The organism is Lewinella cohaerens DSM 23179, assembly GCF_000379805.1.
GTDB lineage: Bacteria > Bacteroidota > Bacteroidia > Chitinophagales > Saprospiraceae > Lewinella > Lewinella cohaerens.
Map to the genome: position 1 here is coordinate 45,898 of NZ_KB903553.1, position 24,673 is coordinate 70,570.

The window sequence follows — 24,673 nt, forward strand, 5'->3', positions numbered from 1 at the left end:
AAGACGCAAAGAATTATGAAAGAAAGAGTAGTTATTACGGGAGTGGGTGTAGCGGCACCTAATGGTGTAGGTAAAGAAGCCTTTACTGCGGCTATTCGGGCCGGGCAGTCGGGGATTCGCTATTTCGAAGCGCTGCAGGAATTGAATTTCTCGTGCTGTGTCGCCGGTAAGCCGGAGGTAAGCGAAGCACTAAAGCTGGAATATTTCCCTCCCTTGATGCTGCGAAATTTCATCAGCTCTGGTATCCTTTACGGTTGTATGGCTGGACTGGACGCCTGGGCCGATGCGGGGCTATCTCGTAATGAGGAAGCGCCGGACTGGGACAGCGGCACCATTTTTGGCATTGGCAGCTCTGGCGTGGAAAAAATGCGGGAAGCCGCCTACCGACTAGACAGTGGCAAAGTAAAGCGGCTAGGTAGTACCACCGTTCCCCAGATCATGGCCAGTGGCGTGAGTGCCTACCTCGGAGGCTTACTGGGGCTGGGCAATCAGGTGACCACCAATTCATCGGCTTGCACGACGGGGACAGAATCGATTTTGTTGGCTTACGAACGGGTGGCCAATGGTTCCGCCAAGCGAATGCTCGCCGGTAGCACCAGTGATAGTGGGCCCTACATCTGGGGAGGCTTTGATGCGATGAAAGTGATGAATTTTCGTAGCAACGAAAACCCGGAATCCGCATCTCGCCCCATGAGTGCCACTGCGGCAGGTTTTGTTCCTGGCAGCGGTGCCGGCGCACTGGTACTCGAAACACTACGTAGTGCCCAAGACCGGGGAGCAACCATCTACGCTGAAGTATTGGGTGGTGCCGTCAATTCTGGCGGCCAAAGACAGGGAGGCACCATGACGGCTCCTAACTCGGAAGCAGTGCAACGGTGTATCAAGGATGCCTTGCGCAATGCAGATGTGCAAGCCAGCGAAGTAGACCTCATCAATGGTCATCTTACCGCTACCGCCAAAGACCCTGACGAAATACAAAACTGGGCCGCTGCCTTGGGGAGAAATGGCGCAGACTTTCCGTACATTCATTCACTCAAAGCAATGATTGGACACTGTATTAGTGGCGCTGGAAGCATTGAAAGTGTGGCTGCCGTGCTCGGTTTACATCACAATTTTGTCTTCCCTACCATTAATTGTGAAGATCCCCATCCGGAAATTCTCAAAGTAATTTCTAGCGAAAAAATAATCCGCCAGACAAGAGAAGATATTCCTGTAAACATTATTGCCAAAGCAGGGTTTGGATTCGGTGATGTAAACGCCTGCGTCCTTTTAAAAAAATACCAGAATGAATAAACAAGAAAGAATTGCCGCTATTAAGCGAATCGTAGAACCTTATGTTCAGGAAAAAGCAGCCTTGGAGAACCTGAATGAAGACACCGATTTTCTCAAAGACCTAAATATCAACTCTGCGCACCTCGTAGATATCATCCTCGATGTAGAAGACGAGTTTGATATTGAAATCGAAGACGAAGCCATGGAGAAGATGCTTACCGTAGGCGCTGCCCTTGCGATTATCGAAGAGAAAGTAAAGTGATCGGTAACGATATAGTGGATCTACAACAGGCTCGCCAGGAAAGCAACTGGCAGCGGCCTCGCTATTTGGAGAAAATTTTCACACAAGAAGAACAACAACGAATTGCCGAAGCTGAGGCACCAGAGGTCATGGTCTGGCTACTATGGAGCTGCAAAGAAGCGGCCTACAAACGGTGGGCCAGTCAAACCCAGCAGCGACGCTTCCTTCCTAAAAAAATGGAGAGTACTGATTTTTATCAAATCCAAGAACAAGACTTAACCACTACGGAGATGGGCAAGCAAAAGGTAGGTCATCATTACACTTGTTCCGTGCGCATCATTGGCCATCACTATATGGTGTACACCGCCTTAAAAGATGACCTTATTCACAGCTGGACTTTAACAGAGGGTAAAAAACCCCTCCTCTTGGAAGTTGCGCCACTTGGACAACAGGACTTATCCATAGCTACCAGGTCTTTGTTATTGAAACACCTTTCCAAGCATTTTCTGTGGTCGCCAACAGACATAAGTATTCAAAAAAATGAACACGGGAGGCCCTTTGTTTATTACCAAAATAAAAAGTGTCCGTTGTCTCTATCATTGGCTCACCACGGTCGTTACGGAGGTTTTGTGCTGGCAGAGGGTGAGAGCTAACACTAATAATATCCTAGATGTTTAAGAACAGCTTCCAGCGCAGTCTCCTTTTTGTTATCCGCTTTAGGTGGCTCTTTGCTGCTTTTTTATTAATCGCAACCATTGCGGGCGCGCTTTCTACCGCTGTTAACTTACGTATCAATAATGCGGTATCCATCTGGTTTTTGGACGACAATCCCGATTATCAGGCTTATTTAGCGTTTCAACAAGAACGAGGTTCTGACGAAATTATCATCGCGATGCTTCCCGTAGAGGAAGCCCTGGGAGATTCAGCCATCCAACTCCTTGAACAGTTGCACCAGCGAATCGACTCTTTGCCTGATGTCACGGCTACCTTTAGCTTGGCCAATGCGCGCTATCCCGTATACTCCAACCGAAAAATCTATTATCGGCCCATCTACCAATCGGGGCGTACGGCTGAGCAAATGAACCAATTACTGGAGGAGCTGCCGGCCATCAAGACGCAATTGGTGACCACCAGAGGCAAGCATATTTTCTTTTATGTCCAATTGAATCCTACCGACCAAATCGAGGATCAACGGAACCAGATTGTCACCGCAATTGAAGAACTCATTATCGGAATTTCTCCGAATGCTCGTATTTCTGGACAGCCCATTCTCAACGAGGCTTTCAATGATACTATCTATAACGAGAGTAACTTTTTTGCCGTTGCTACTGTCGTAGTCATCTTATTACTCTTGCTCTTTTTATTACCTCATTGGCTCTACGTGCCCATTGCCTTGGTCGCCATTGCGGTGCCCATTAGTATGCTGATGGGCCTGATGACAGGTCTAGGGTATTCGCTGAACCTGATTTCCATGTTGATCCCTACCATCTTGATGGTCTACAGTGTGGGGGATGCTGTTCACGTCATCAATATTTTCCATCAGCACGCGCAAGACCACCCATTCCAGAATCGGCAACAACAGATTGTGGAAGCTTTACAAAAAAGCCTTAAGCCCTGTTTTTTCACTACCCTCACGACCGTTATTGGTTACCTGGCTCTTTATTTTTCGCCGTTACCTGCTTTTAAGGTGATGGGGATTTTCACCTTTGTGGGTATGCTCCTTGCTTTCGTTTTGGTGTACATCGTGACGGCCATCGGCTTTTATTGGCTCAAAGAAGTGAAGCTAGAAGCACGCGTTCGCAAAATCAATATTCCGCGCATTGTAACCCGCATAAATTTCTGGACCAGCCAGCGGGCGCCCCTCATTTTCACATTGGCAGCCATTGTAGCTGTTGGCGGAATAGCGGCCGTCTCTAAACTGGAGGTTAATACCGACTCGCTACACTTGTTGGGTGATGGCAAGGCAAAGACCGATCTGCATGCTATTGAAGCCAAAATAGGTGGCAATGCTCGTTTTCAGATCAATATTCGCAAACGCGACGGCGGCACGTTCCTAAACAGTGACGAGTTGGATAAACTAGCTACTTTCCAACAGAAGATAGCTGACCATCCACAGCTGGCGACGCCTGTTTCCATCATTAATTTTAAGACTTTTTTGGAAAATCGGCGTTCGCCACTGGCAGTCTTTAACCCGGTAAACTTGCCGAGTCTACTAGAGGCACCATCCGCAACAGCGAACCCTTTCTTTTCGTTATTCTCTGACGATTTTTCAGAGGTAAGCGTAGCCGTTAATGTCAAAGAACTCAAAACAAAACAACTAGAAGCGCTTCTGGTAGAGATTGACCGTAATTTTGCTCAATCTTTCGATCCAGTAGGTTACGAATTACAGGTACACGGTTTCCTTGCACTTTTTGGCCAGCTGAATCAATTTATTTTGCAAACGCAGTTCCGGTCATTTGGGCTGGCATTCCTAGTAGCTTTTGGCATCCTGGTCTACTTTATTGGCGACCTAAAAACTGCAGCTCTGGCCTTAATCCCCAACTTACTCCCCCTCTTTCTAACGATTATCGTCATGACTATTTTTGGCGTAGCACTCGAAGCCGCCAATGCCATGCTGGCCCCTATTATGCTGGGTGTAGCAATGGACGACACTATCCATCTCATGAGCAAATACCGCGAGCGACGAGCAGCTGGACAGACCGTTACCGCAGCGCTCGACCAGTCATTGCATTATACCGGCGGAGCGTTGTTTTCAACAACCATTGCGTTGGTTTGTGGCTTCCTGGTCGTAGGCATGAGCGGTGTGATCTCTGTCAGCACTTTTGGATTACTTTGCGCCTTTACCGTTCTAGCGGCCTTGATCGCCGATGTAATCGTTCTGCCAGCCTTGCTCAAGAAAACTTTATAAAAACACCCAACCCCCTACCCCAGTTCTCCGTCTTACCCAGAAACGAACGCAAGTAACATGACCAAAATAATCCTACTCCCGCTATTAGTCATCCTGTTTTTTTCTTGTAAAAAGGAATCAGTAGACATCAATCAAATTCCGGAAACACTGGTCTATTCCACTAGCTTTGAAGAACAAACGACCTTGGAACAAGAAGGCTGGGAAGGACTTTACACCCTGCTTGAAGACAGCCCGGCTAGCGGAGGCAGCTACTGCCTGGCCCTTGAGCCGCAATGGCTGCCCAGCGTTGGCGAAGCATCTTATGTACCGCTCCTAGCTGGCAGTGGCAATTACCATATAGATTTTTGGTTTAAAACCATCAATTGGGACGGCACCTTTGCCATCAACAAGCGGCTTGCAGGTAGTGATGATGAAGAAAATCTGCTTACTGTTTCCTTAACGGAAGAAGATTGGACCTTTGTTTCTCATAGTTTTGCCCTTGATTTGGCAGATAATGAATCGCTGGTCATCTATTTCTCTGCGGGAGGTACAGAAGTGGTAACCGGTAAGGTATTGATAGATGAGTTTTCTATTTATCAGGAATAGCAATACCTAATCAAAAATGGGCGCCCCGTAGTGATGGAGCGCCCGAGCAATTTAGGTAAGGGTTTCTCAAAATTAAATTCTTAGTTGGAGCTTCCGCAAAAGTCAGTAGAGAGAATCGGTCGCTATGCGTCCCTGAGGTATAGAGTAGAGAGAATGGACTCCTCCTGGGTTCTCAAAATCCCTATACCCTTTACCTCAAGGAGCGATGTTATCGCTCCGCATCCCTCTACGATTTTCGGCCAAAGCCGAAAATCCACCTCAACTATCCCCTTTCACATAAAAAGGAATATTGACGGTGGCTGCATTACCGTTACCATCATAGATAACGAGAAACATGCGATAAGGGCCTTTCTTTAATGGTGCTCGAAACTGTAGGGTACCATTCTCTTCTTTGATGATTTTAAAATCCATCGCTTCGGGCTTTGCTTCCGCATCCCCGCCTGAGCGGATGTCGGTGCTCTCGGGTAGTAATTCCCAACGATAATCTAGTTTATCATTGTCGGGATCGTAGGCATCAATATTAATGGTACAAACGTCTCCTTGTTGAGTGAAAATGCTTTCTGTGACATTCTTCCCGTTCATGGTAAAGCTATTGATGTGAGGCGCGCGGTTTTTAGGCCACTCTCCCGTCCACGAGTGCTCTAGCACGTCCATCACTTCCGTTTCGGTACCGTCTGCCAAGAATACACCATACCAGGTGCCGGTCGTTTCCTGCTTGTGCCCCCAGAGGAATACGTAAGACCCGATACACATATCAGTATCTTCTGCAATACCCTTGTTGTAACGCTCTTGGTAAGAAGCCGCTTTCTGGCTACTGGTTTGCTCAATCGGAGCTTCCCAGGCTGTTTTGGGTACTTCCCAGTGGCCATTAGGCCCCCATTCCGTAATCATATACGGTCCATCCCAACCAAACTGGCGGAGTTCTTTGCCAACCCCTAGCAATCCAGCATAAGTATTGATACCATATATATCAATACTCGGCGCTCGCTCTTTAATCAGTTGCACCTCTGCCACATCAAGTCCGGCGGTGACCGTCATTGTCGGGTGATTAGGGTCTTCTTCGTGGATCATACTGGCAATATCTTCTATCGCATTCCAAACTTTGAAATTAGAATAGAATAAATCGTTTTCATTGCCAATTCCCCACATCAACAGTGCAGGGTGATCTTTAAAGGTTTTTACCACTTCACGGAAGCCTTCCAGCTGGGCTTTTACACTTTTCGGGTCATCGTAATCAAACCCTTGTCGTTCTTGCCCAACCCATAGGCCCATTAAAACCGTCATTCCTCTGCTATGTGCTTCATCAAGAATTTCCTGTGCGCCATCCGGGCTCCAGGTACGCAAAGAGTTAGCACCATAAGCAGCTGCCTGATCCAGGTAATCTTTTCCGCCTACACCATTCACATAGTAAGGCTCTCCTCCGCGTAGCAGTTGCCACTTTCCATCTTGCTCTACCAGCTCTACTTTTATAGGCCCGGTCTCTTGAGCCTGGATGCTCATTCCCCAAAAGAATACCAATCCTAGTAGTAAATATTTAAACTGCCTCATGTCCTCTATAAGGTTTATTTTCATAATCTTTAGAAATCTATCCAAAAATTAGGCAAAGCAAGGCTAAAAGCCAAGAAAATACGGAATTGATGTACTAATGATGTAGGTCAATTTCGGCTGGATGTAGCCTTGATGTAGCTTCCTCCTAAAATCCTGCCCAAGGAGTAGCTACATTTGTTAAGAGCACCTTTTTATCATTTCAATCAACCTGTGTATGGCATCTATTTACCGTATAGAACAACATCGAAAGGTTCCTGGTCGTGGTGGCACCTTGGCACTTCTTGTGCTACTGGGCTGCTGCTATGGGTTCTCCCTTTTCGGTCAATATCAACCACCTGGTCAGACGATGACTCGCTGGGCGACTCCTTCCGAGGCAGCACTGGAAACAGATACAACAAGCTTGCTTTGGTTAGACCAACGCGGTGGCACTGTCATTGGTGATAAACTAAAAAAACAGCCACAAAAACTGACTGTTTTTGGATATTATCGCTTATTCCTTTACGGTCGTAACATGACCGAAGCTTATCCCAATCTTGCCCCTTATGAGCGTGCTTATGGCGTAGGCGATGGCTATCGGGAACCCATGATGTCTTTGAATTTGCTAGCCCGCCCCAATGGTCGGTCTGCTTTCGGGACGGAACTCTTTTTTTTCACCCCCTATATAGGAACCAACACTCGAGCTACGGACAATGTTTTTACTGTCAACTTGGGGCTCAATTTTTATGGTAACTTCCGTACTGACATTGGTAAATTTGGCGTCCGTGCTGGTGGTATCCACTGGTACAACCTCAGTCCTTTTACCGTAGGCGTATACCAGTTACTTGATCGTTTCTCTATATTTGATCGTACTCCTTGGGAAGGCGTTAATAATACGGACAAATACGACAACTACTTCCGGTCTGGCACGCCCAATCCTGGAGATTTACGTTGGAACAACCAAGCCTTTCAAGGTCTGATCATCGACGGCAGGAGCCTTCCCGGTGACTTAGGTTTTGATCTATTCTGGGGTAAGACACAACCCAACGGAGGCCTTGCCAACGCAGTAATTGATCCCAACCTTACCATCCAAAACCCAGGACAAGCGGGTAATATACCTACCTATCAAGGTTTTGCAGGTACTCCAAGAGTTCTACCTAACTACATTGCAGGTGGTAAAATCTCCAAAATTTTCGGAACGCAGAGGAACCAGCTCGCTCTTAATACCATCTATAGTCATACTACTTTAGACAGCATTTCCAACGACAACATGAACTATCAGGTACATACCCTGTCGGTCAACTGGAGATTTGGGAAAGTATATGTAGAAGGAGAATTAGGAGGCGGTAGCTTTGAGAGTCCTATTACAGAACGCAAATGGGGAGAATCCTTGATGCTGCGCTTCCTCATTCCTAAAGAAGTTTCCATACTTCCTTTGGACATCCAAGTGTATCAAATTGGAAAAGATTTTTATAATCTTAATGGTGCAATAAATACGACCTCTAATCCTGAGATTCAAAGAAATTTTGCGACCAATGTTATTGCGGGGCAAGTTTCTACCGGAGGCTTGCTTACCCAGGTGGGACAGTTGGCACATAATCGCCGAGGGATTAACTTAAATACCGAAGCAAAATACAAGGACTTCAAATTCAATTTCGGTTGGGGACTAGCCGGAGAGATGGAAGTACTCAACTCCGATATTTCTTTTGTACACCGAATCAATGGCTTGGCACTTTCACGGATTTACAATCCCTTCCCGGCCAACGCCACATCGGCGACCGTCTTTGGGCCTTATAACCGCCAGTTTTCCTTTTTCAGAGGAGTAGCGGAGGTCGTTAAAACTACCGACATTGATCCTGCTACGGCAGCACCCCTTACCAAGAAGTACTATAGTTCAGTAGACTTACAGGCAAAGTACAAGACTCAACTCAATGAGAAGCCTTTATACGTTTTTTATCTGGGCAACCTAATGGCGGCCAAATCAAAAGCTACTTTATGGCCAACTCTCAGCCCGGAAAGTTATCTCTATGTTCAATACCATGAACTGGATATTTATTACGAGCTGTTCCCGAAATTTGTATTGACTACCTATCTGGGGCTAGAACGCACCCAAGGAGGACGGTTCACCGAATGGGGAGAAAATGACCTCCCACGAGATCAAACCGGTCTAGGTATCGGTGCAGGATTCGACTGGACGCTTAACGATGCTACAGGGCTCTACTTCCGCTATCGTCACATGGACTTTGAGGACAAAAACTTTGAACTCGACCAATACAAAGGCCATGAAATCACTATTGAATTGAAAACCTTCTTTTAATCCACCAGTAATGAATAAAAATCTACTATATCCTATATTTTGCCTGCTTCTACTTTGCTGTTGGACGACAGGACAAACACAAGATGGTTCTTCCTTGCCCAGCAGAGAAGATGCCGACGCTAAAGCAAAAGTTCAGTTCAATGGCTTGGGCCGGACGATCCTAAACAATACCAGTATCGATGGCGCTTTGTTAGATACCGATACCACTACAGCCCGCCGCCTCTCCGATGGGGAGTTCCTGCTGGATGTAGCGATCAACGCTCAGCCCAATGACAATACCGAGGTGCAGGGTATTCTGCGTATTCGTAACGAATTTGGAGGCTTTTTCGGTGCTGGCGTAACCGTTGAAGTTCGTGAGCTTTGGGCTCGCGGCCTCATTGCCAATACCGTCCGCTATCGCGTGGGTGATTTCGATCACGTGATGACCCCCTACACTTTATTCCTGGCCGACGAGGAAGGTACCGTAAACGAACCCGAAGTCTTCCGCCCACAGAAAGACGTGATCGATTACGAACAGTTTTATACCGATAACAATAGCCGTCGACTACAGGGTGCCAAGCTGGACTTTGGTTTGGCCTTCCCGATGATCCTCAGAGAGATGAAAGCAGAAGGATTCGTGGCACGGATTCGGCCTACCGACTTTTTCACGACCCCCAATCGTTTTGTAGGCGGTGGAACGTTGGACTTCAGTACCCGTAGCTTACGTGACTCTGTAGGCTTGCAAGCAGACTTTGGTCTGAATCTTTCCAGTGTATGGGATGATTTGAAGACCGGTGCTGTTACTTCGGGTATTACCAACCAGGTGATCTCTTTAGACTTTACAGTTCACCTTTTCGAGAATAAGCAAATCAAAATCCAAGCGCTGGGTGAAGTCGGTCAGTCGCTTATAGAGTTGTCTGAAGAACAACCAGGAGACCCACCCCTTTTCACTCCTTCCCAAAAAGTAACCTTTACCAAAGATGACACCTTCCTGGAAGCAGGAGTAGCCGTGGACCTCAAAGCCAGCAAGTTGCGCCTTTCTGCGACTTACCTGGATGTAGGCCCTGACTTCTTCAGCATTGCTGCACAAAGCAAGCGAGTAGCCTTTAACAGGAATAAAACCTTCTACAACCGTATTGGTAATGATCGCGGCCTACGGATGCCTACCCTTTTTGACTTGGGCCGAGATCGGGCCTTGTACAATTTCCAACTGTCGGAAAACTTGATGACTTATGACCCTCGCTATGCTAATGTTATGCCTTATGGCAAAGCTACTGCCAACCGTACTGGCCTACAATTCGGTGCTGTTTACGGTGACGACAGCAGCATTTTTGATGCAGAACTAGGAGTAGCATTGCTAAAGGAGATTCGTGGACAAGGTACTTTCGAATTGAAAGATTTCCTCCAGGTTCGCTTGGCTGCCAATGTTTACTTAAACAAGATGCTTGATTGGGACAAGACCACTAAAATCACTTTGGGCCTACAGCAGGAACAAACCAATCGTGATGGTGTTGAAGTAGAGCAAGTAGACCTGAGTTCTACCCTTTTGGAAATTGGTTTGGAAGCAGAACTGTTTAACCGTTTCGATCTGCTACTGGGTGCAAAGATGCTTTCTGCGGAAGGACGGGATTATATTCCAAGTATTGATGCTTTCAATAATATCGAAGATTTCCCCGCTGCCTTTGTTGCAGATGATCAGGAAACCATGATCGGAGCAGGCCTACGCTACCGCTTCAAGGATGATGTATACCTGACGATACAGTTCCAGCAGTTTAGTTTGGAGCGGGCATTAGACCCAACCAATGACTATGACCTACAGCAAGTATTTGCACAGTATGTCATGAAATTTTAACCCACAATACCCATCGTATTGTTAGAAAAAAGCTTAAAGGTATTATGAAAAATAGCATCGTAACTTTTTTATTCCTAAGTCTGGTGATCACGGTTTTTTCTACCTGTGACCATGATACAGACCAGTTTGATGGCCCAAACCTGGTTGATCGCTTTGGTGAATTTCAATTAGTTGAGCCATTAATGATCAATCGTACTACCGTGGATTTCTCGGCGGGCGAAGATGTGCGCATGACTGCCAGGTTCAACAAGAGCGTCAATTTCACCATTCAGCTCACGGGTACCGAAAGTGGTGCTGTGAAATTGATTACTGGCTTTGACAACGCACTGGATGAAACCAATGCCATTTGGAAAGGAGGAACAACTGAGCTGCCTTTCTTTCGGGAAGAGTTGGTAGAGATTGAATTGATTATCCCTGAAGCTGGCCCATTGATGCAAACAGGCACAGTAGAAATCGTCGGAACGAAAGTCTATGAAGGCAATCTTTTCACTGATTTTGAAGTCGACCCACTGGACAATATCTTTTTTGGAAACTTCGAGTTTGAGCTTACCAATAACACCGGACGTAAAAATGATGGTTTGGCTGCAGAAGGAGATTGGTATTACCTTTTTGAAGGTACCGACAATGTTGTACCCAATTTCTTTGCGGGTTTGATTGACATCAAATCTACAATTACGGGTAATACGTATGCCCCCATTCCTACCACCGTACCAGAAGAACTGTACTTCAACACCTTCCTTTATGCAGACGGTGGCCCACACGGGATTGCAGTGATCCAATTCATCTATGACTCCAATGACACTGGTGCTTTTGAAGATGGCCAAGATGCTGCTTTCCAATTGGATGGCGATTTCCCGCTCAACTGGGTCGGTTGGCGGCAATTCAGCCACACCATGGCCGACGTGGGTATGACGGAAGAGCAGGTAAGTAAGATCGTTGCTATCCGAGTACTGTTGATTTCAGATATGAATAGTCAACCGAATCCGCCTTTACAGGTAGATTTCGGGATCGACTACCTCACCTTTACCGCTGGACAACCGCTTGAATTATAAACCAGAAAACGAGAAGTTATGAATGTAGATAAGCAAAATTCAAGCGGGCACTCCTCCATCTATACCACGTTTCGTCATTGGGGGTATACAACGATTCTGGCCTTATGCCTGTTAATGTCTGCTTGTGGAATACAGTTTCAGGAAAATGCCCTTTACACAGGGGTAGAGCCAGAAGAAACCATCGTTCGGCCAGCAAGCATATCGATGGCGGTAGAGCCTATCATTTTCAATGAAGATGCCACCAATTTTTGGCTACCTACAGATATTACCTGTACCACAGGTGGTGTTAACAGCAAAGTGAAACATTCTGGTAAGAATGCATTGCTTATAGAATGGGACCGTGATCCCAAGATTTGCGAATGGGCAGGCTTTGGTATTGGCTGGGATGATTGGGCAGGGAAAGACCTTTCAGAGGTTTTTGATTATGCTGCTATTCAGATGTATGCGCGTACCAAGAAAGACAAGATGTTTGGCTTACCTATCGTACTCACTTTAGAAGACTACAGTGGTAACATGGCCTGGTCTTACGTCGGCAGCGGCTACTTTGAACGCTATTACCTCGATGAGGAGTGGCAAAAAATAGAGATTCCACTGAATACCTTTGACCTGAACGAAGATGGCCTGGACATCACGAATGTCAAGCAATTGATGTTTGAGTTGCAAGCCTCTGGCAGTATCTATCTGGATGACATCCAGCTGGTTTATTACGAAGCCAAACCTAAGGAAATCTGGCTACCAAATGCACCTACATCTGCACCGAGTATTAGCTATCCTGTGCAACTTTTTGGTGATGAATTTATCAACAATAACGGCTGGGGCTTGGTTGAAGATCATTGTCAGAACATTCAATTGACCAGTACCGCTCCTAGCGAGGGACAGAAAGCCATTCATGCCACTTGGGACACCAGTAAAGACGATTGCTACCATGTAACACTAGGCGTTAGCTGGACCAATTGGTTTCCAGTAGACCTTAGCGGCGAGAAAGCTAACCTTTCCATTAGTTTGGATATCAAAGGAAGCCCGGATTTGCTAACCAAGCAAGCTGTTCGCTTTGGTTTTGAAGATTACGATCGTCAAACATCGTTCCTAAGCCTTGATGCAAGTATGCTGGAGGGAGGAACACTAACACCTGACCAATGGCAAAAAGTGCAGATTCCGTTTTCTGCATTCCCGGCTGGGGCCAACATTAAGAATATTAAACAATTCCTTATCCGCATGGATAAGGATGGAGAGGTGTATTTAGATAACATTCGTCTTGAAATGACGAATAGCTAAAACGCTTTTGTGCCTATCCTAAACCAGGGCTCGTTATCAAACGAGTTCCGTTCAAAAAGTGCTGAAACACAATAGTAAACTTTCACAGATTTTAGCACCTCATTCAAAGCCTCCGATACCCTTGGGTATTCGGAGGCTTTTTTTGTTTTGGGGCTTAACTCCCTGGCTTATCATCCCCAATAGGCACAACTCCTGAAAGCGGGCGTATCTCTGAAACGGCAAAGTTATCCCATTCAAATTCATGAATCGTCAACTGGTGGAGGTAATCATTGATGTCATCCTTTGGGCTCATCACTTGAGCAGTTTGCTTAAATGGAATTAAGACGCCATCAATATTCCTGAAATCACCAAAACGCATAGAGCCGTATAGAAAAGCCGGAGCAGGTTTCGGGTTATCTCTTGTTGTAAATGTTGTAGCCTCAATTAACCCCGATTTTTTNCCTATCCACAACAAATAATGGTCTGTATCTTTTGTATTATCATTGCTCCAACTCACAAAAACCTTTTCCATCTCCTTTCCTTCCAATTCGCCTTTCCCTGCATATCGGATAAAGGGAGCTTTGGCAAGGCGATTGCCCAACTCAATAAAATAATGGTAAGCAGCTAAGGTGAATATTTTCCCACCATCATCTTCGACCTTGGATTCATAACGATCACCTTTCTTTTCGTAATAATCCCAGGATTGGATACCTGCCACAAAGCCTTTTTGCACTCCTTCCAGCACTTCTACTTGCCCATCAAAATCATTCACACTAAATCGAAAAGCTACTTTATCCTTGTTCCAGCCCCAAGGGTTACCCATCTCCCCCATCGTGCCCTTCCAGTCGTCTGTGCCAACCAACTTGTAGGTAGAAAATTGATGGATGCTATCCAAGCCTTGCTTTTTTATAGCTGTAGCTAATAAATCGTGGGCCAACTGAATTTGTGCCTCACTTTGAGTATTGTTTTTAATGTCGGCGGTTCTCAAATCCGCTACCCAAAAAATGCTCATTAGTACAAATACCGTTAGAAAAAGCAGAACGATTCCTGACAAGATTTTTATTGATTTCCTCATGGTTTTATGCCCTCTTTTTTATGGTATAAAGACGTTTGCCCAAGATGATAAACATCACGTTGTGCTTCTAAAACAAAGGTACAGGCAGCATCAGGAGTATAAATGGACTATCAGGCCAGCTTTATGGACACTTGGCTCAAGTAGCATGTTTTGACCGAAAAACACTGGGAGGAATGCCTTCTTTTTTCTTAAAAAAGCGGGTAAAGTAGAGTGGATCATTAAATCCAGCCTTGTAGGCTACATCGCTAATGGATAAATCAGAGACCGTTAATAACTCTTTGGCCTTCTCTAGCTTTTTAGCATTGATGTAATTGGAAGGGCTGTCGTTAAACTGTTTTTTGAACGCTCGTTTAAACGATGATAAACTCATCTGACTCAACTTGGCAAGTTCTTCCATCGACAAGTTGGAATACAGATGTAAGTTGACGACCTCTCGGAGCGTAGTCGTTCTGGTAGAATACAAATCGGTGATAAGTGCTAAAACAGACGCTACATTTCGGGTTTGCACCAACAGCAATATCAGCTCTTTGATTTTCAACTCCAACAAATCGTCATTTACCAACGAAGGATTCTCGAAATAAAACGCTAAAGATTCAATAAACTTGGCGATCACCTCCTGGTCTACGATCTGCTTGGTTGGAGCGTAGCTTGCTTGCTTTTCAATCAAAGCGGGCAACTCATTGATATAAAGCTCCCTGAGAATATCCGGGTATAAATGAATCGCGATGACTTCTACCTCCTGGTTGTCTGATCTCTTGATAAAATCAATGAAATAGGTATCACATTTAAGCAGTACGGCTTCTCTATCCGCGATTTGGAGATTGTCCTCCGAGGAAAGTACTTTAGCCCCGGCTCCTTTCATGTATAGGAAACAACCTTCATTTTGAAATACGCCTTCGTGTTTGAAAGGAGGTTTAACTACAGCTTTTTCTATTAATACTTTGCCTTTGTACTTAAAAACCTGGCGATTTAGTTTCATTTCCCCTTTCTCAGAATTTTCACAATCCGACTATAGATAATCTCCGATAAATTCCAGTCGTACCCCGCAAAATCAGTCGTATTTATAAACTGTACAACAACTGCATCTATATCCTCGTGATACTCCGCAAGACTCTGATAGCCAACGACTAACCCTCCATGCTTGTACACGTAAATGGAGGAGTATATTTCCTTTTCACCTTCCTTAAATACGGTGCCATCGTTTAAGGCCCTCAAAAATGTGCCCACATCCTCAGCCGTAGCTAACATGCCGTTTTCATTGGTTTTAAAGTCTTCCTCAAAGCCAACGTAATAGCCACTCATGACATCATCCATATTCACTTCGCTGAGCGAAAAAAACGTGTTATTCAGATCGAGTGGCACCAATATTTCTTCCTTGATATATTCATGATGGCTATAACCTAGTACCTTATCCATAATATCACGGAGCAACAAATAATTCGTGTTTGAATATTCATACCCCTTATCAGGCTTAAAACTAGCCGGTAAATCGATGGCAAACTCAAGGGCTTTCTTCCCGTTTTCTTGTTCGTTTTCCCAATAAGCGGGGTTATTGGTAAAATTGGGAATACCACTCCGGTGTTGCACCATCAAGCTCAAGGTTATTTCTTCTGCGTTTTCAATTCTACCCACCAGTTCCGGATAGTAATCAGCGAGTGTCTCATCTAAAGACAAGCGTTGATCTTTCGCTAATTTTGCAATAGCAACAGCGGTATACAACTTGCTGATGCTTGCAATCTTGAATAAGGATTTTGGGTCGGCAGGTATTTTGTTTTTTCGGTCTTTCCAACCGCCTGTATAAAATGCTGGTGGCTTCCCAGCTTCATCCACATAAACAATCATCCCATCAAACCCATGACCAATAGCTTCATTGACTTGCTCTTGAACTGTATCTGGTAGTGGTAATATCCAAGCCTTTACCAAAATCCATGGTACAAAGAACATGGAGATGAAGGTTCCAGCAAACAATATTATCCTGATGATTAGTGTTCTTTGTTGCTTCGTCATTTGTTATTTTTATCAAGGTTAGGTGTTTAAGTACTGCCCTGCTGGCCTCCGAATTTTCGTTCCTCCTCGGAGTCTGAGAACCCCAAAATTCAGCCCCATACCAAGTACATCGTACTTTGTACCCTGTACCATGAGGTTTAATTCCGCCAGGACTGCCAACGATGAGCCCCCTCCTTCCAAACCTCACAACACCCTATCGTTGAATCAACAATTTTGCAGCCTCACGTACGCCAGCATCTTTGTCTATCATTTGCACCATATACAATCCCTGAGGTAACTGGGCAATGTCGATTGTAGTTCTTTGCTCCAATCCTTTTTGCGCTAGCATCAGCTTTCCATGCAAGTTAAAAATACGTAAATCAACCGGACCGGTTCCATGCCATACAAAGTCAACCTGGGCATTGGCAGGGTTGGGAGCAATTTCAATCAACTGGCTTTCAGACGAAAGCGGTAACTCAGCAGTTGAAACAGCCTCATTGATATCCAAATTCAATACGATCGGTAAATGATCTGACATATAATAAAGCGCTCTTAGCATGTCAAAAGGCACATTATCCACAGTGCTACAATCAATCAAATCTTGGTTATAACACGTTCCATTGTTCCCCAATGCCTTATAACTGTCTGCTTGATAAACGTACTTGGCATTTGGATTCATCAACTGCTCTGACAACAGAATGAAGTCAAATCGGTCATCAACACCTCCTCCAGAACCGTCTGCCAGGCTCGACAATCTCGTCGATTGGGTGAAAATTTCTTGATTGGGAAAATTCGTACCTGCCCACCCAGGCATATCTATCGGATCATGTAATGTATTCGTTCCATTTGGACTGAGCAAGGCTTCGTAAGCAGGCTCTCCACCATAGTAGACATTAAAATCTCCAGCAACAATGATATTACTTGCTGACGGCAAAAGCGAAACATGATTATTCAACACTTCGACCATCGAAAGCCTCAATTGCTCATTGGTCGAACCTTGTGATGATTTTAAATGCGTGACATAAGTATGCAACAGCTCTGTTGATGGCGTTCCATCTTCCTCCAATATCCGTAATTGAAAATAGTTGACATCTCGGTAAGGCGTCTCAATGGCCTCTTCACTGACCAATTCGAAAACGGCTTCATTAAAAACCAAATTCTGCTGAAGCCGCCAACTGTTTGCTGGATTTGAAACTTGAGGAACATAAGTTCCTGCTTTATAATCGCCAAAAAGCGCACTGAGTTCTTCCGCAATACTTTGCAAGCCCTGTTCACTCTTCAGCTCTTGCACTAGCAACAAATCAGGCTCGTAAAAATCGAGTATTTTACTTAAAGTATCAATCCTGTTGACCATCTCTCCTTCTGGATAAATCAACAAATTGTAACTCATTATTTTGATATCGCTTTGCGCAAAAAGCGACGCGCTAAAAATCACCCCTAGGGAGAAAATCAAATACTTTTTCATAAGTTCTTTAGTTCAAAGTCGGATAAACCCGGCAAATATTACAAAAATAATTACCGAAAGTAAACTACCTGATAATCAGTTCTAAACATGAGTCATCCCGAATTTTGGCCTTAGCCAAAATCCAGCCTGACTTTAACTTAGAAAGAGTCATTAAATAGCTGAAAAGATTGATTTATCTGACTTTTGTAGAAAACCCCACGATTTCTATTAGTGAAATCATGGGGTTTCTTCTTTAACTATAGGTTTTGCAGTTGGTCAGCACGGATTTTGATGACAATCAAAATTTGGGATGACTCATGTTACAAAACGCAGGTAGCGTTCATACTACAAATGCCTCCTACTCTACCGTCACCTCCATTGCCGTTATCATCGCAATATTAAAGAAGCCCAAGGCCTTCGGCGCATCTGCTTCTAGCCCCACTACATTGGTGGGCGAATTAGCTACGGGGAGGGCGAAAATGGTATTTTCACCATTGGTCATTTGCTCTCGGGCGATACCCAAAAAGCGAAAAGCAGAATTGGTGATAGCGTGAATTTCTACGCGAATTTCATCGCCGATAGCGTAAGGGGGAACAGAATCATCATCTTCCGTATCTTCATCCGGGATACGATTGATGGTCTCGCGAATAGGCGGAATGAAAACAATAGCATCCGTGCCGGAACCTAGATCAAAAGTACCATCAGCAGAGACATTCATCTCACTAGGTTTGTTTAAAAACACACCATTTTTGTAGGTCTTGACCCAATAAGTATTGCCTAGACCAGGTAGGTCGCGGGCGTAAAACTGGGCATAGATACCGGCGGGGAAACCAAGTTCCTCCTCACGGAATTCGTAAACGATAGAATCGACGGGGGGAGCAGGATTGAGCAAGGATGCTGCCTCATAGTTCCAATCTTGATACCCAACACTAAGGGTAAACGCATCGCCTATGTCGCCGATCACTTCACCGGACTGGGGCGTCCATTCGTAAGCCCCATTGCCTTTGTGGGTAAAGGGGATTTGTGTGCCTTTGGTATCATTGAGCAAAATTACAGTGGCATCGGTTACTGCTGGTGGTGCAGTTGCCTGAAAATAGTCCTGCGAAAGCGAAAGGTATACGGTCTGCGTGGTATCCAGCTGGTTGAGCCAGGCATCGACTACCAGTTCTGATTTTTCGAAATTAGCGTCGATATCAACGACGTCCGTACAGCTGAAGCTGGCCAGCAACAATAAAAAAGCGGGAATATATAGGAGCTTGTTCATGGTTCTTAGAATTTGAAGTTGTAAGCGATAGAAGGAATGAAATTGCCGACCACAGAAAAACGTACAGCTTCGGTGGTGGCGGGCTGCCCTACGGGGATACGGTCGGAATTCTGCTGAAAATAGATGGAAAAAGGATTGCGGCGATTGTACACATTATACACCGAGAAGACCCAACTGCTCTGCCAGCGGCGCTCTTCATTGCGCTTGCCTTCGAGGGTTGCAGAAAGATCAAGGCGGTGATAAGAAGGAATGCGTACGTTGTTGCGGCTGCCATCGGTGATGTGCGGAATGGTGTAACCGGCCACCGTATAACGAGAGGTCGGAAAAGTAGCAGGCGTACCCGTATTGTAAACAAATACCGCACTGACAGAAAGGCGCTTACTGAGTTCGTAAAAAGTGGTTAGGCTGAGGTTGTGGGTTTGGTCAAACCGGTTGGGGTACCATTCGTCATTGTTGATCCCTTCTACGAGGCGTTCACTGCGGCCCAGCGTGTAGCTAACCCATCCGGTGAATTTGCCTTTGTTTTTTTGCACCTGTACCTCCATTCCGTAGGCGCGACCGTCACCTTCAAGGATCTGGCCTTCAACAAACTCGTTGAGTACGAGGTCCGCACCGTCGATGTAGTCGACTTGGTGATCCATATTCTTGTAGTAAAACTCGACGGACGTCTCGTAGGTATTGTCTTTGAAATTTTGGAAGTAGCCGATGGCAAACTGGTCGGCCATTTGTGGCTGCACATTGTTGGTACTCGGCAACCAAATATCTACTGGCGTAGAAGCTACCGTGTTGGACAACAAGTGAATGTACTGGGAGGTACGGTTGTAGCTGGCCTTGATGGAATTGTCGGGGCTGAGCTGATATTTGATAGCTGCGCGGGGCTCAAAATTGTTGAAGTCTTGAATCAGTTCTCCTTTCCCAAAAGTCTCGACCCCTAAAAGTGGGCGACCTTCGTTGGGGTTGAGGGCATCACCAAAAGTGTAGGCATTCCCTTTGCCCATGAGGCTAAAGTAGGACCAGCGTACACCGTAATTAAGTTGCCAGCGTTCGCCCAAGGTCTGCTCATTTTCTATGTATAAGCCACCTTCTAGTGCAAAGCGCTCGTCGAGGCTGATGTCCTGGGTTTCACCATCACTGGAGATGAAAGCATTGGCTGGTTCAAAACGATAGTTGATGGCCTGGCCGCCAAAGCGCAGGATATTATTGGGTGTAATGTAATACGTGAAGCGCGGCTTGATACTCGTGTTCACGATTTTCGCCGTCCAGTCGAAAGCATTTTCGGCGGTATCGCCAAAATCAATACTGTATTCGTAGTTACTGTAATAAAGCGTGGTATTGGCAAAAAGCTTGTTGCTGAAAATGTGATTCCAGCGCAGTGAGGTAGTTTGGTTACCCCAATCGAAACCAGCTGCATCACCAAAACCGAAGTTGTCGCGACCAAAATAGCCCGACAGGAAAAACTGGTTATTTTCGTTGAGTTTGTAGTTGGTTTTGAGCGTAAGGTCGTAGAAATTCAGTGTGGTCTCTCCCAAGTCATCATTCAGGAAAGGCTTAGCCAAGACATCGATATAAGAACGGCGTGCCGCAACGATGAAGGAAGCCTTATCTTTTACGATAGGAGCCTCTACCGCCAAGCGGCTAAAGATGAAGCCGACACCACCATTTACGGCCAGCTTCTTGCTATTCCCTTCTTTCATTCGAACATCCAAAATAGAGGAAAGGCGACCGCCGTAGCGGGCAGGAATACCTCCTTTAAACAACTCCACATCTTTTACTGCGTCGGGGTTGAAGACGGAAAAAAAGCCAAAGAGGTGAGCAGAATTATAAACGGGGGCCTCATCCAGCAGTACCAAATTCTGATCGATACTACCACCACGGACATTGAAACCAGTAGCGCCCTCCCCTACCGTACTGACGCCGGGCAGGAGCTGAATACTCCGCAATACTTCGACCTCGCCTAAGAGAGCTGGCAGCTTTTTGAGCGTCTCCATATTCATGGAATTGGTACTCATTTGCAAATCCGAAACATTGCGGTTGGCGGCCTCTGAGGTGACGACGACTTCTTCGAGTTGCTGCGCTGAGCCTCCCAGTTCCAACGAGAGCGTTGTGTTTTTGGTGAGGTCGATAGTTTCTAAGATCGTTTCGAAACCGACGTAACTATACTCCACCTCGTAAGTAGCTGCAGGTAGTGTAAGGGAATAAAAGCCATATTCGTTGGAAGTAACGCCCTGCTGTAAAGAGGGTACATAGACGGTAGCACCGATGAGGGTCTCGCCGGTTTCGCCGTCGCTGATATAGCCACTGAGGGAAAATTTTTCTTGCGCTTGCAAGGACAGGGTGCTTAAAGTCAGTGCCAAAAGCAGCAGACTAAGCTGAGTTAAGGTTGTTTTCATCGTTTTTTTTGGAGATCGAGGTTAAAAACTATCCCAATTAAATTGCTTTGATATCGACCACTCCGAAGAGTAGTAGAGCTAAATCAATTAAGTCAGGATGTACAGTTAATAGCATTCAGGCAGCAAAGGTTGACAGAAATTGTTGCTTAATTTCATGTTTTCTACCAGTAGCAGCAACTATACAACCAACTGATGGCGGGAGTCGATGATCTCCACTACGCCTATTTCATTTTTTTCCAATTATCTGTAAAAAACGGTACACGACAAGGAGGGAGTGCCCTGTTACCCGGATACACTCTTTGTAGATGACTGAGCTCCGTAAATTTGAGGATGAGTCGTGGGCCAAGACAACCACATTGAGGTTATCAAGGCCACGAAAGACATTATTTCTTAGGGGAGATAATATTTTATTTGGGAGGGGACCGATAAGTGTCCCCTCTTCTTTTTTGGGATAATGTTGTTTTTGTGTAACTCCCTATTTACGGTACATCAAATAGCCTGCTATCAAACTCACGCCACCTAATACCATATAAAGGATGGCAGTTGTTTGGCCTGATTCATCACTGGCGTTGATATCCAGGCCGAGAAAGGAAACGGAGGCGGTAGATTCCAGGAAAGTATTAATACCCATGAATAGGTAAAAAAACCTTGGTGTGCCTTTGGTGGTTCTAAAACCTCACGCCTATCGGCGATCCTCTACCCTAGATAGTTTTCCGCCCTCGCTACCGGGGATACTACCTGGAGCTTGCAGGCTTATTTTCATAGACAGACCGATGGTATTCTTAATCTTTTGCGAAAGCGCTGCCGCCAAATCCGGGTTGGCCGCATCCAGGCCAGAAGCCACTTCTACTTTTACTTCCACCTGATCCATGGTGCCTTCTCTCGTGACGATGAGTCGATAATTAGGAACTAAAAAATCCATTTGCTCAATCACCTCTTCGACTTGGGTATAAAACAGGTTGACGCCTCGGATAATGAGCATATCATCGGCACGGCCTTTGATGGCCGCCATCTTGATGTGGGTACGTTTGCCATTGGGGTCGTAATGTAGGCTGCAAATATCGTTGGTCCAGTAGCGAAGCAGGGGAAATGTCTGCTTGGTAAGCGTGGTAAAAACCAGCACGCCCTCTTCGCCGTAAGGCAATGGTTGGCCGGTGTCTCTATCGACAACTTCGGGAAAGAAATGGTCTTCCCATATGTAACTTCCTGTACCCTTTTCATCGACATCTTCCTGGGAAACACCTGGCCCCATAATTTCGCTAAGGCCATAAATATTGGTGGCACTGACCTGCAAGCCTTTTTCTACTTGTTGGCGAATAGCTTCTGTCCAAGGTTCGGCCCCAAGCACCGCGTAACGGGTATTCAGGGCCGCGGGATCAATACCGCGCTTGGCGCATTCGGCAGCAAGGGTTTGAGCGTAAGAAGGCGTACAACAAATCACCTCTGGCGCGAAATCCTGAAGGATGGTCAATTGCCTATCCGTCATACCACCAGACACCGGGATAACGGCCATCCCCAACCGTGTAGCACCACCGTGCATACCTAGTCCGCCAGTAAACAAGCCATAGCCGTAGGCGTTATGAAGTCGCATACCGGGGCGGGCACCCGCAGCTACCAGCGACCGCGCGACGACCTCGTTGAACACCCCCAGATCGTGCTGATTATAACCCACGACGGTGGGTTTTCCTGTTGTGCCACTAGAAGCATGGATACGGCGAACTTCCTCCATTGGCGTCGCAAACATTCCGTAAGGATAATTATCACGCAGGTCCTTTTTCCGCGTAAAAGGCAACCGACGCAGGTCTTCGATGCCTTTGATATCGCCAGGCATTAGGCCTGCTACCGTGAACTGCTGACGGTAGAAAGGGACCTTTTCGTACAAGCGGTTAACGAGTGCGCATAGGCGCTCGCTTTGCAGCTGGCGAAGTTTTGCTAGCGGAAGCGTTTCGATGGAGGTGTTGTAGAGCATGTTTTTTGGGGTTCGATAGTTGNTCGTTGGTTGGTTAGATGGTCTGCTGGTGACCTTCCAGTAGCGGCATCGTGCCGCTAGGTCTGAATGCCGGGTTTAAAGGTAGAAAGCTGCCTTTCTGAGAGCGTAAGTCATACAACCTTTACCCCCCACCCAACTTTTACACTCTCCTAATCCCCGACAGCCACCACTTCTATTTCTATTTTGGCGCCCGCGGCAAGGGCTTCCGCCGCAAAGGTGGTGCGGGCGGGCTTTTGAGGGAGGTACGTTTTATAAACTTCATTAAAAGCTGCAAAATCGTTGATATCATCCAGAATAACCAGCACTTTGACGACATTGGCCATGGTCATATCATGCTGTGCCAAGACGGCTTTGATATTTTCCAGGCACTGACGGGTTTCGGCCTCAATGCCCCCTTCTACCAAAGTGCCTTTGGTGTGGTCTTTCCCAATTTGGCCTGCCAGAAAGTAGAGGTTATCCACCTGAACGATGTCGCTGTAGGGAGCATTGACTTTGCTGGGTTCGTGCGTGGGATGGAAAATGGGAGGCGATTGTTCTTCTTGGATCGCAGAATTTTCCTCACTACCGGTAGCGCAACAACAGCCTATTAATAAAAAAAATACGCCAAGACCTAACCAATAACGATAGTTCAAACATTTCATACACAAGAGGGAATTAATATAGGAATGGTATAAAATTACGAAATGAGGCGCTCATTAAGGCGTAGCGTGTTAGTAAAACTGTTCGCTTTCTATCCTTTTGCAAGGGCGCGAAAGCTGTTGGCGTATATCATTTTCTATTGACCAGTATTCCTCCAACAGCGAGGAATAGCAAATAGTCATAGTCATCTCTTTCATTCTTTGCTCTAACAATCGGGTTGCAGGGGTCCATTTTACAAAAAACAAGGTAACCTCTTCGCCGGGGATGATCATTTTTTTGTTGACTGTATTTGAGACAAGTGCCTCATAGCCAAACTGCAAGCTATCAGGTAATTCGGCCTCAATAATCTCTAACCAGTTTTTATAGTAGCGTTCTCCATCAGAAACCTGTACACTATTGATTTTTGCCAGGCCAATACCACTGTTACGCAACTTAATCTCAAAACCTTCTGTACTGTAAATTTGGCCTAACGAAAGGTGAGGATACATGGACACTTGCTGCTGCTGACGCATAATACGCACCTCTTGAAAGGAAACAATCAGGGCGCACAAACTGATAACTACTGCAGAAATAGCAATGAGAAAATTGGTGTCGACTTGACGGATTTTTTGCCAGAGGTTTTTCATTCGCTGGAATATCTATTTCAACAATAATACTAAAATTCAACAAGAAAGAGTGCTATGTAATTTACTCACTATACCAATTTAAACATTACTAGCGTAACGGAGGCGCCTCGCAGAGGTATTTAAAACAGGAGAGCAACAAAACACACAATACGCTATAAGCCAGATACTTAAAAAAAATGCCAGGCATACGACCCTCAAGTGGGAGGGACCCACCCAGCTGCCGGACCGCCGAATCCACCCCCTGGCCTCACGACCATTAGGGGCGTGCGCTTACA

Annotated in this window: 19 protein-coding genes; 9 read left to right on the forward strand and 10 right to left on the reverse strand. The window is 45.7% G+C overall.

Annotated elements, in window-relative coordinates:
• The first annotated feature begins 15 nt into the window (after window positions 1–15).
• The 5 genes from A3EU_RS0117830 to A3EU_RS0117850 are packed head-to-tail and all read left to right on the forward strand — an operon-like array spanning window position 16 to window position 5,006.
• Window positions 16–1,293: a beta-ketoacyl-[acyl-carrier-protein] synthase family protein gene (locus A3EU_RS0117830; protein WP_020537553.1), complete on the forward strand. Its 1,278-nt coding sequence runs from the start codon at window positions 16–18 to the stop codon at window positions 1,291–1,293.
• A complete protein-coding gene (locus A3EU_RS0117835) occupies window positions 1,286–1,534 on the forward strand; it encodes an acyl carrier protein (RefSeq protein WP_020537554.1) in 249 nt (82 codons plus the stop codon). The genes A3EU_RS0117830 and A3EU_RS0117835 overlap by 8 nt, the downstream gene beginning before the upstream one ends.
• Window positions 1,531–2,166, forward strand: coding sequence for a 4'-phosphopantetheinyl transferase family protein (locus tag A3EU_RS33055; protein WP_020537555.1), 636 nt, complete (start codon window positions 1,531–1,533; stop codon window positions 2,164–2,166). Before A3EU_RS0117835 ends, A3EU_RS33055 begins: the two co-directional genes overlap by 4 nt.
• 17 nt (window positions 2,167–2,183) lie before the next feature.
• Entirely contained in the window at window positions 2,184–4,421 is a 2,238-nt protein-coding gene (locus A3EU_RS30985) for an efflux RND transporter permease subunit (protein ID WP_020537556.1), read from the forward strand.
• Window positions 4,422–4,478: 57 nt separating this feature from the next.
• The gene (locus tag A3EU_RS0117850; protein ID WP_020537557.1) at window positions 4,479–5,006 is read left to right on the forward strand and encodes a hypothetical protein; all 528 of its coding nucleotides are present in this window, start codon (window positions 4,479–4,481) and stop codon (window positions 5,004–5,006) included.
• 258 nt (window positions 5,007–5,264) lie between these two features.
• Here A3EU_RS0117850 and A3EU_RS0117855 read toward each other — a convergent pair whose 3' ends face one another.
• Window positions 5,265–6,554: a glycoside hydrolase family 2 TIM barrel-domain containing protein gene (locus A3EU_RS0117855; RefSeq protein WP_020537558.1), complete on the reverse strand. Its 1,290-nt coding sequence runs from the start codon at window positions 6,552–6,554 to the stop codon at window positions 5,265–5,267.
• 214 nt (window positions 6,555–6,768) lie between these two features.
• On the opposite strand from A3EU_RS0117855, the gene A3EU_RS0117860 reads away from it, so the two are divergent.
• From A3EU_RS0117860 to A3EU_RS0117875, 4 genes are read left to right on the forward strand one after another with little or no spacing between them, the layout of a single operon-like run.
• Window positions 6,769–8,847 carry a hypothetical protein gene (locus tag A3EU_RS0117860; protein ID WP_020537559.1) on the forward strand — a complete coding sequence of 693 codons (2,079 nt, stop codon included), beginning with the start codon at window positions 6,769–6,771 and terminating at the stop codon, window positions 8,845–8,847.
• A gap of 10 nt (window positions 8,848–8,857) precedes the next feature.
• Window positions 8,858–10,678 carry a hypothetical protein gene (locus A3EU_RS0117865; protein ID WP_026211453.1) on the forward strand — a complete coding sequence of 607 codons (1,821 nt, stop codon included), beginning with the start codon at window positions 8,858–8,860 and terminating at the stop codon, window positions 10,676–10,678.
• 44 nt (window positions 10,679–10,722) lie between these two features.
• Complete coding sequence (locus A3EU_RS0117870) at window positions 10,723–11,730, forward strand: hypothetical protein (RefSeq protein WP_020537561.1); 1,008 nt, start codon at window positions 10,723–10,725, stop codon at window positions 11,728–11,730.
• Window positions 11,731–11,748: 18 nt separating this feature from the next.
• On the forward strand, window positions 11,749–13,005 hold the full coding sequence (locus tag A3EU_RS0117875) for a hypothetical protein (protein WP_020537562.1): 1,257 nt from the start codon (window positions 11,749–11,751) through the stop codon (window positions 13,003–13,005).
• A 1,190-nt stretch (window positions 13,006–14,195) separates the two neighbouring features.
• On the opposite strand, the gene A3EU_RS0117885 is transcribed toward A3EU_RS0117875, so the two are convergent.
• The 9 genes from A3EU_RS0117885 to A3EU_RS0117925 all read right to left on the reverse strand — a co-directional run bounded on the left by A3EU_RS0117885 (window position 14,196) and on the right by A3EU_RS0117925 (window position 24,398).
• Window positions 14,196–15,038, reverse strand: coding sequence for a helix-turn-helix domain-containing protein (locus tag A3EU_RS0117885; RefSeq protein ID WP_020537564.1), 843 nt, complete (start codon window positions 15,036–15,038; stop codon window positions 14,196–14,198).
• On the reverse strand, window positions 15,035–16,066 hold the full coding sequence (locus A3EU_RS0117890) for a serine hydrolase domain-containing protein (RefSeq protein ID WP_020537565.1): 1,032 nt from the start codon (window positions 16,064–16,066) through the stop codon (window positions 15,035–15,037). Before A3EU_RS0117890 ends, A3EU_RS0117885 begins: the two co-directional genes overlap by 4 nt.
• Window positions 16,067–16,259: 193 nt before the next feature.
• Window positions 16,260–17,435: a T9SS type A sorting domain-containing protein gene (locus A3EU_RS0117895; protein WP_169433370.1), complete on the reverse strand. Its 1,176-nt coding sequence runs from the start codon at window positions 17,433–17,435 to the stop codon at window positions 16,260–16,262.
• Window positions 17,436–17,847: 412 nt separating this feature from the next.
• Window positions 17,848–18,753: a DUF4249 family protein gene (locus A3EU_RS0117900; RefSeq protein WP_020537567.1), complete on the reverse strand. Its 906-nt coding sequence runs from the start codon at window positions 18,751–18,753 to the stop codon at window positions 17,848–17,850.
• A gap of 5 nt (window positions 18,754–18,758) precedes the next feature.
• Window positions 18,759–21,143, reverse strand: coding sequence for a TonB-dependent receptor (locus tag A3EU_RS0117905; RefSeq protein WP_020537568.1), 2,385 nt, complete (start codon window positions 21,141–21,143; stop codon window positions 18,759–18,761).
• A gap of 475 nt (window positions 21,144–21,618) precedes the next feature.
• Window positions 21,619–21,774: a hypothetical protein gene (locus tag A3EU_RS34310; RefSeq protein ID WP_020537569.1), complete on the reverse strand. Its 156-nt coding sequence runs from the start codon at window positions 21,772–21,774 to the stop codon at window positions 21,619–21,621.
• Between the two features lie 51 nt (window positions 21,775–21,825).
• Window positions 21,826–23,112, reverse strand: coding sequence for a phenylacetate--CoA ligase family protein (locus tag A3EU_RS0117915; protein WP_020537570.1), 1,287 nt, complete (start codon window positions 23,110–23,112; stop codon window positions 21,826–21,828).
• Between the two features lie 170 nt (window positions 23,113–23,282).
• Window positions 23,283–23,774 (reverse strand): RidA family protein, encoded by a 492-nt coding sequence (locus A3EU_RS0117920; protein WP_020537571.1) that lies wholly within the window; start codon window positions 23,772–23,774, stop codon window positions 23,283–23,285.
• A gap of 69 nt (window positions 23,775–23,843) precedes the next feature.
• A complete protein-coding gene (locus tag A3EU_RS0117925; protein ID WP_020537572.1) occupies window positions 23,844–24,398 on the reverse strand; it encodes a hypothetical protein in 555 nt (184 codons plus the stop codon).
• Between the last annotated feature and the right edge of the window lie 275 nt (window positions 24,399–24,673).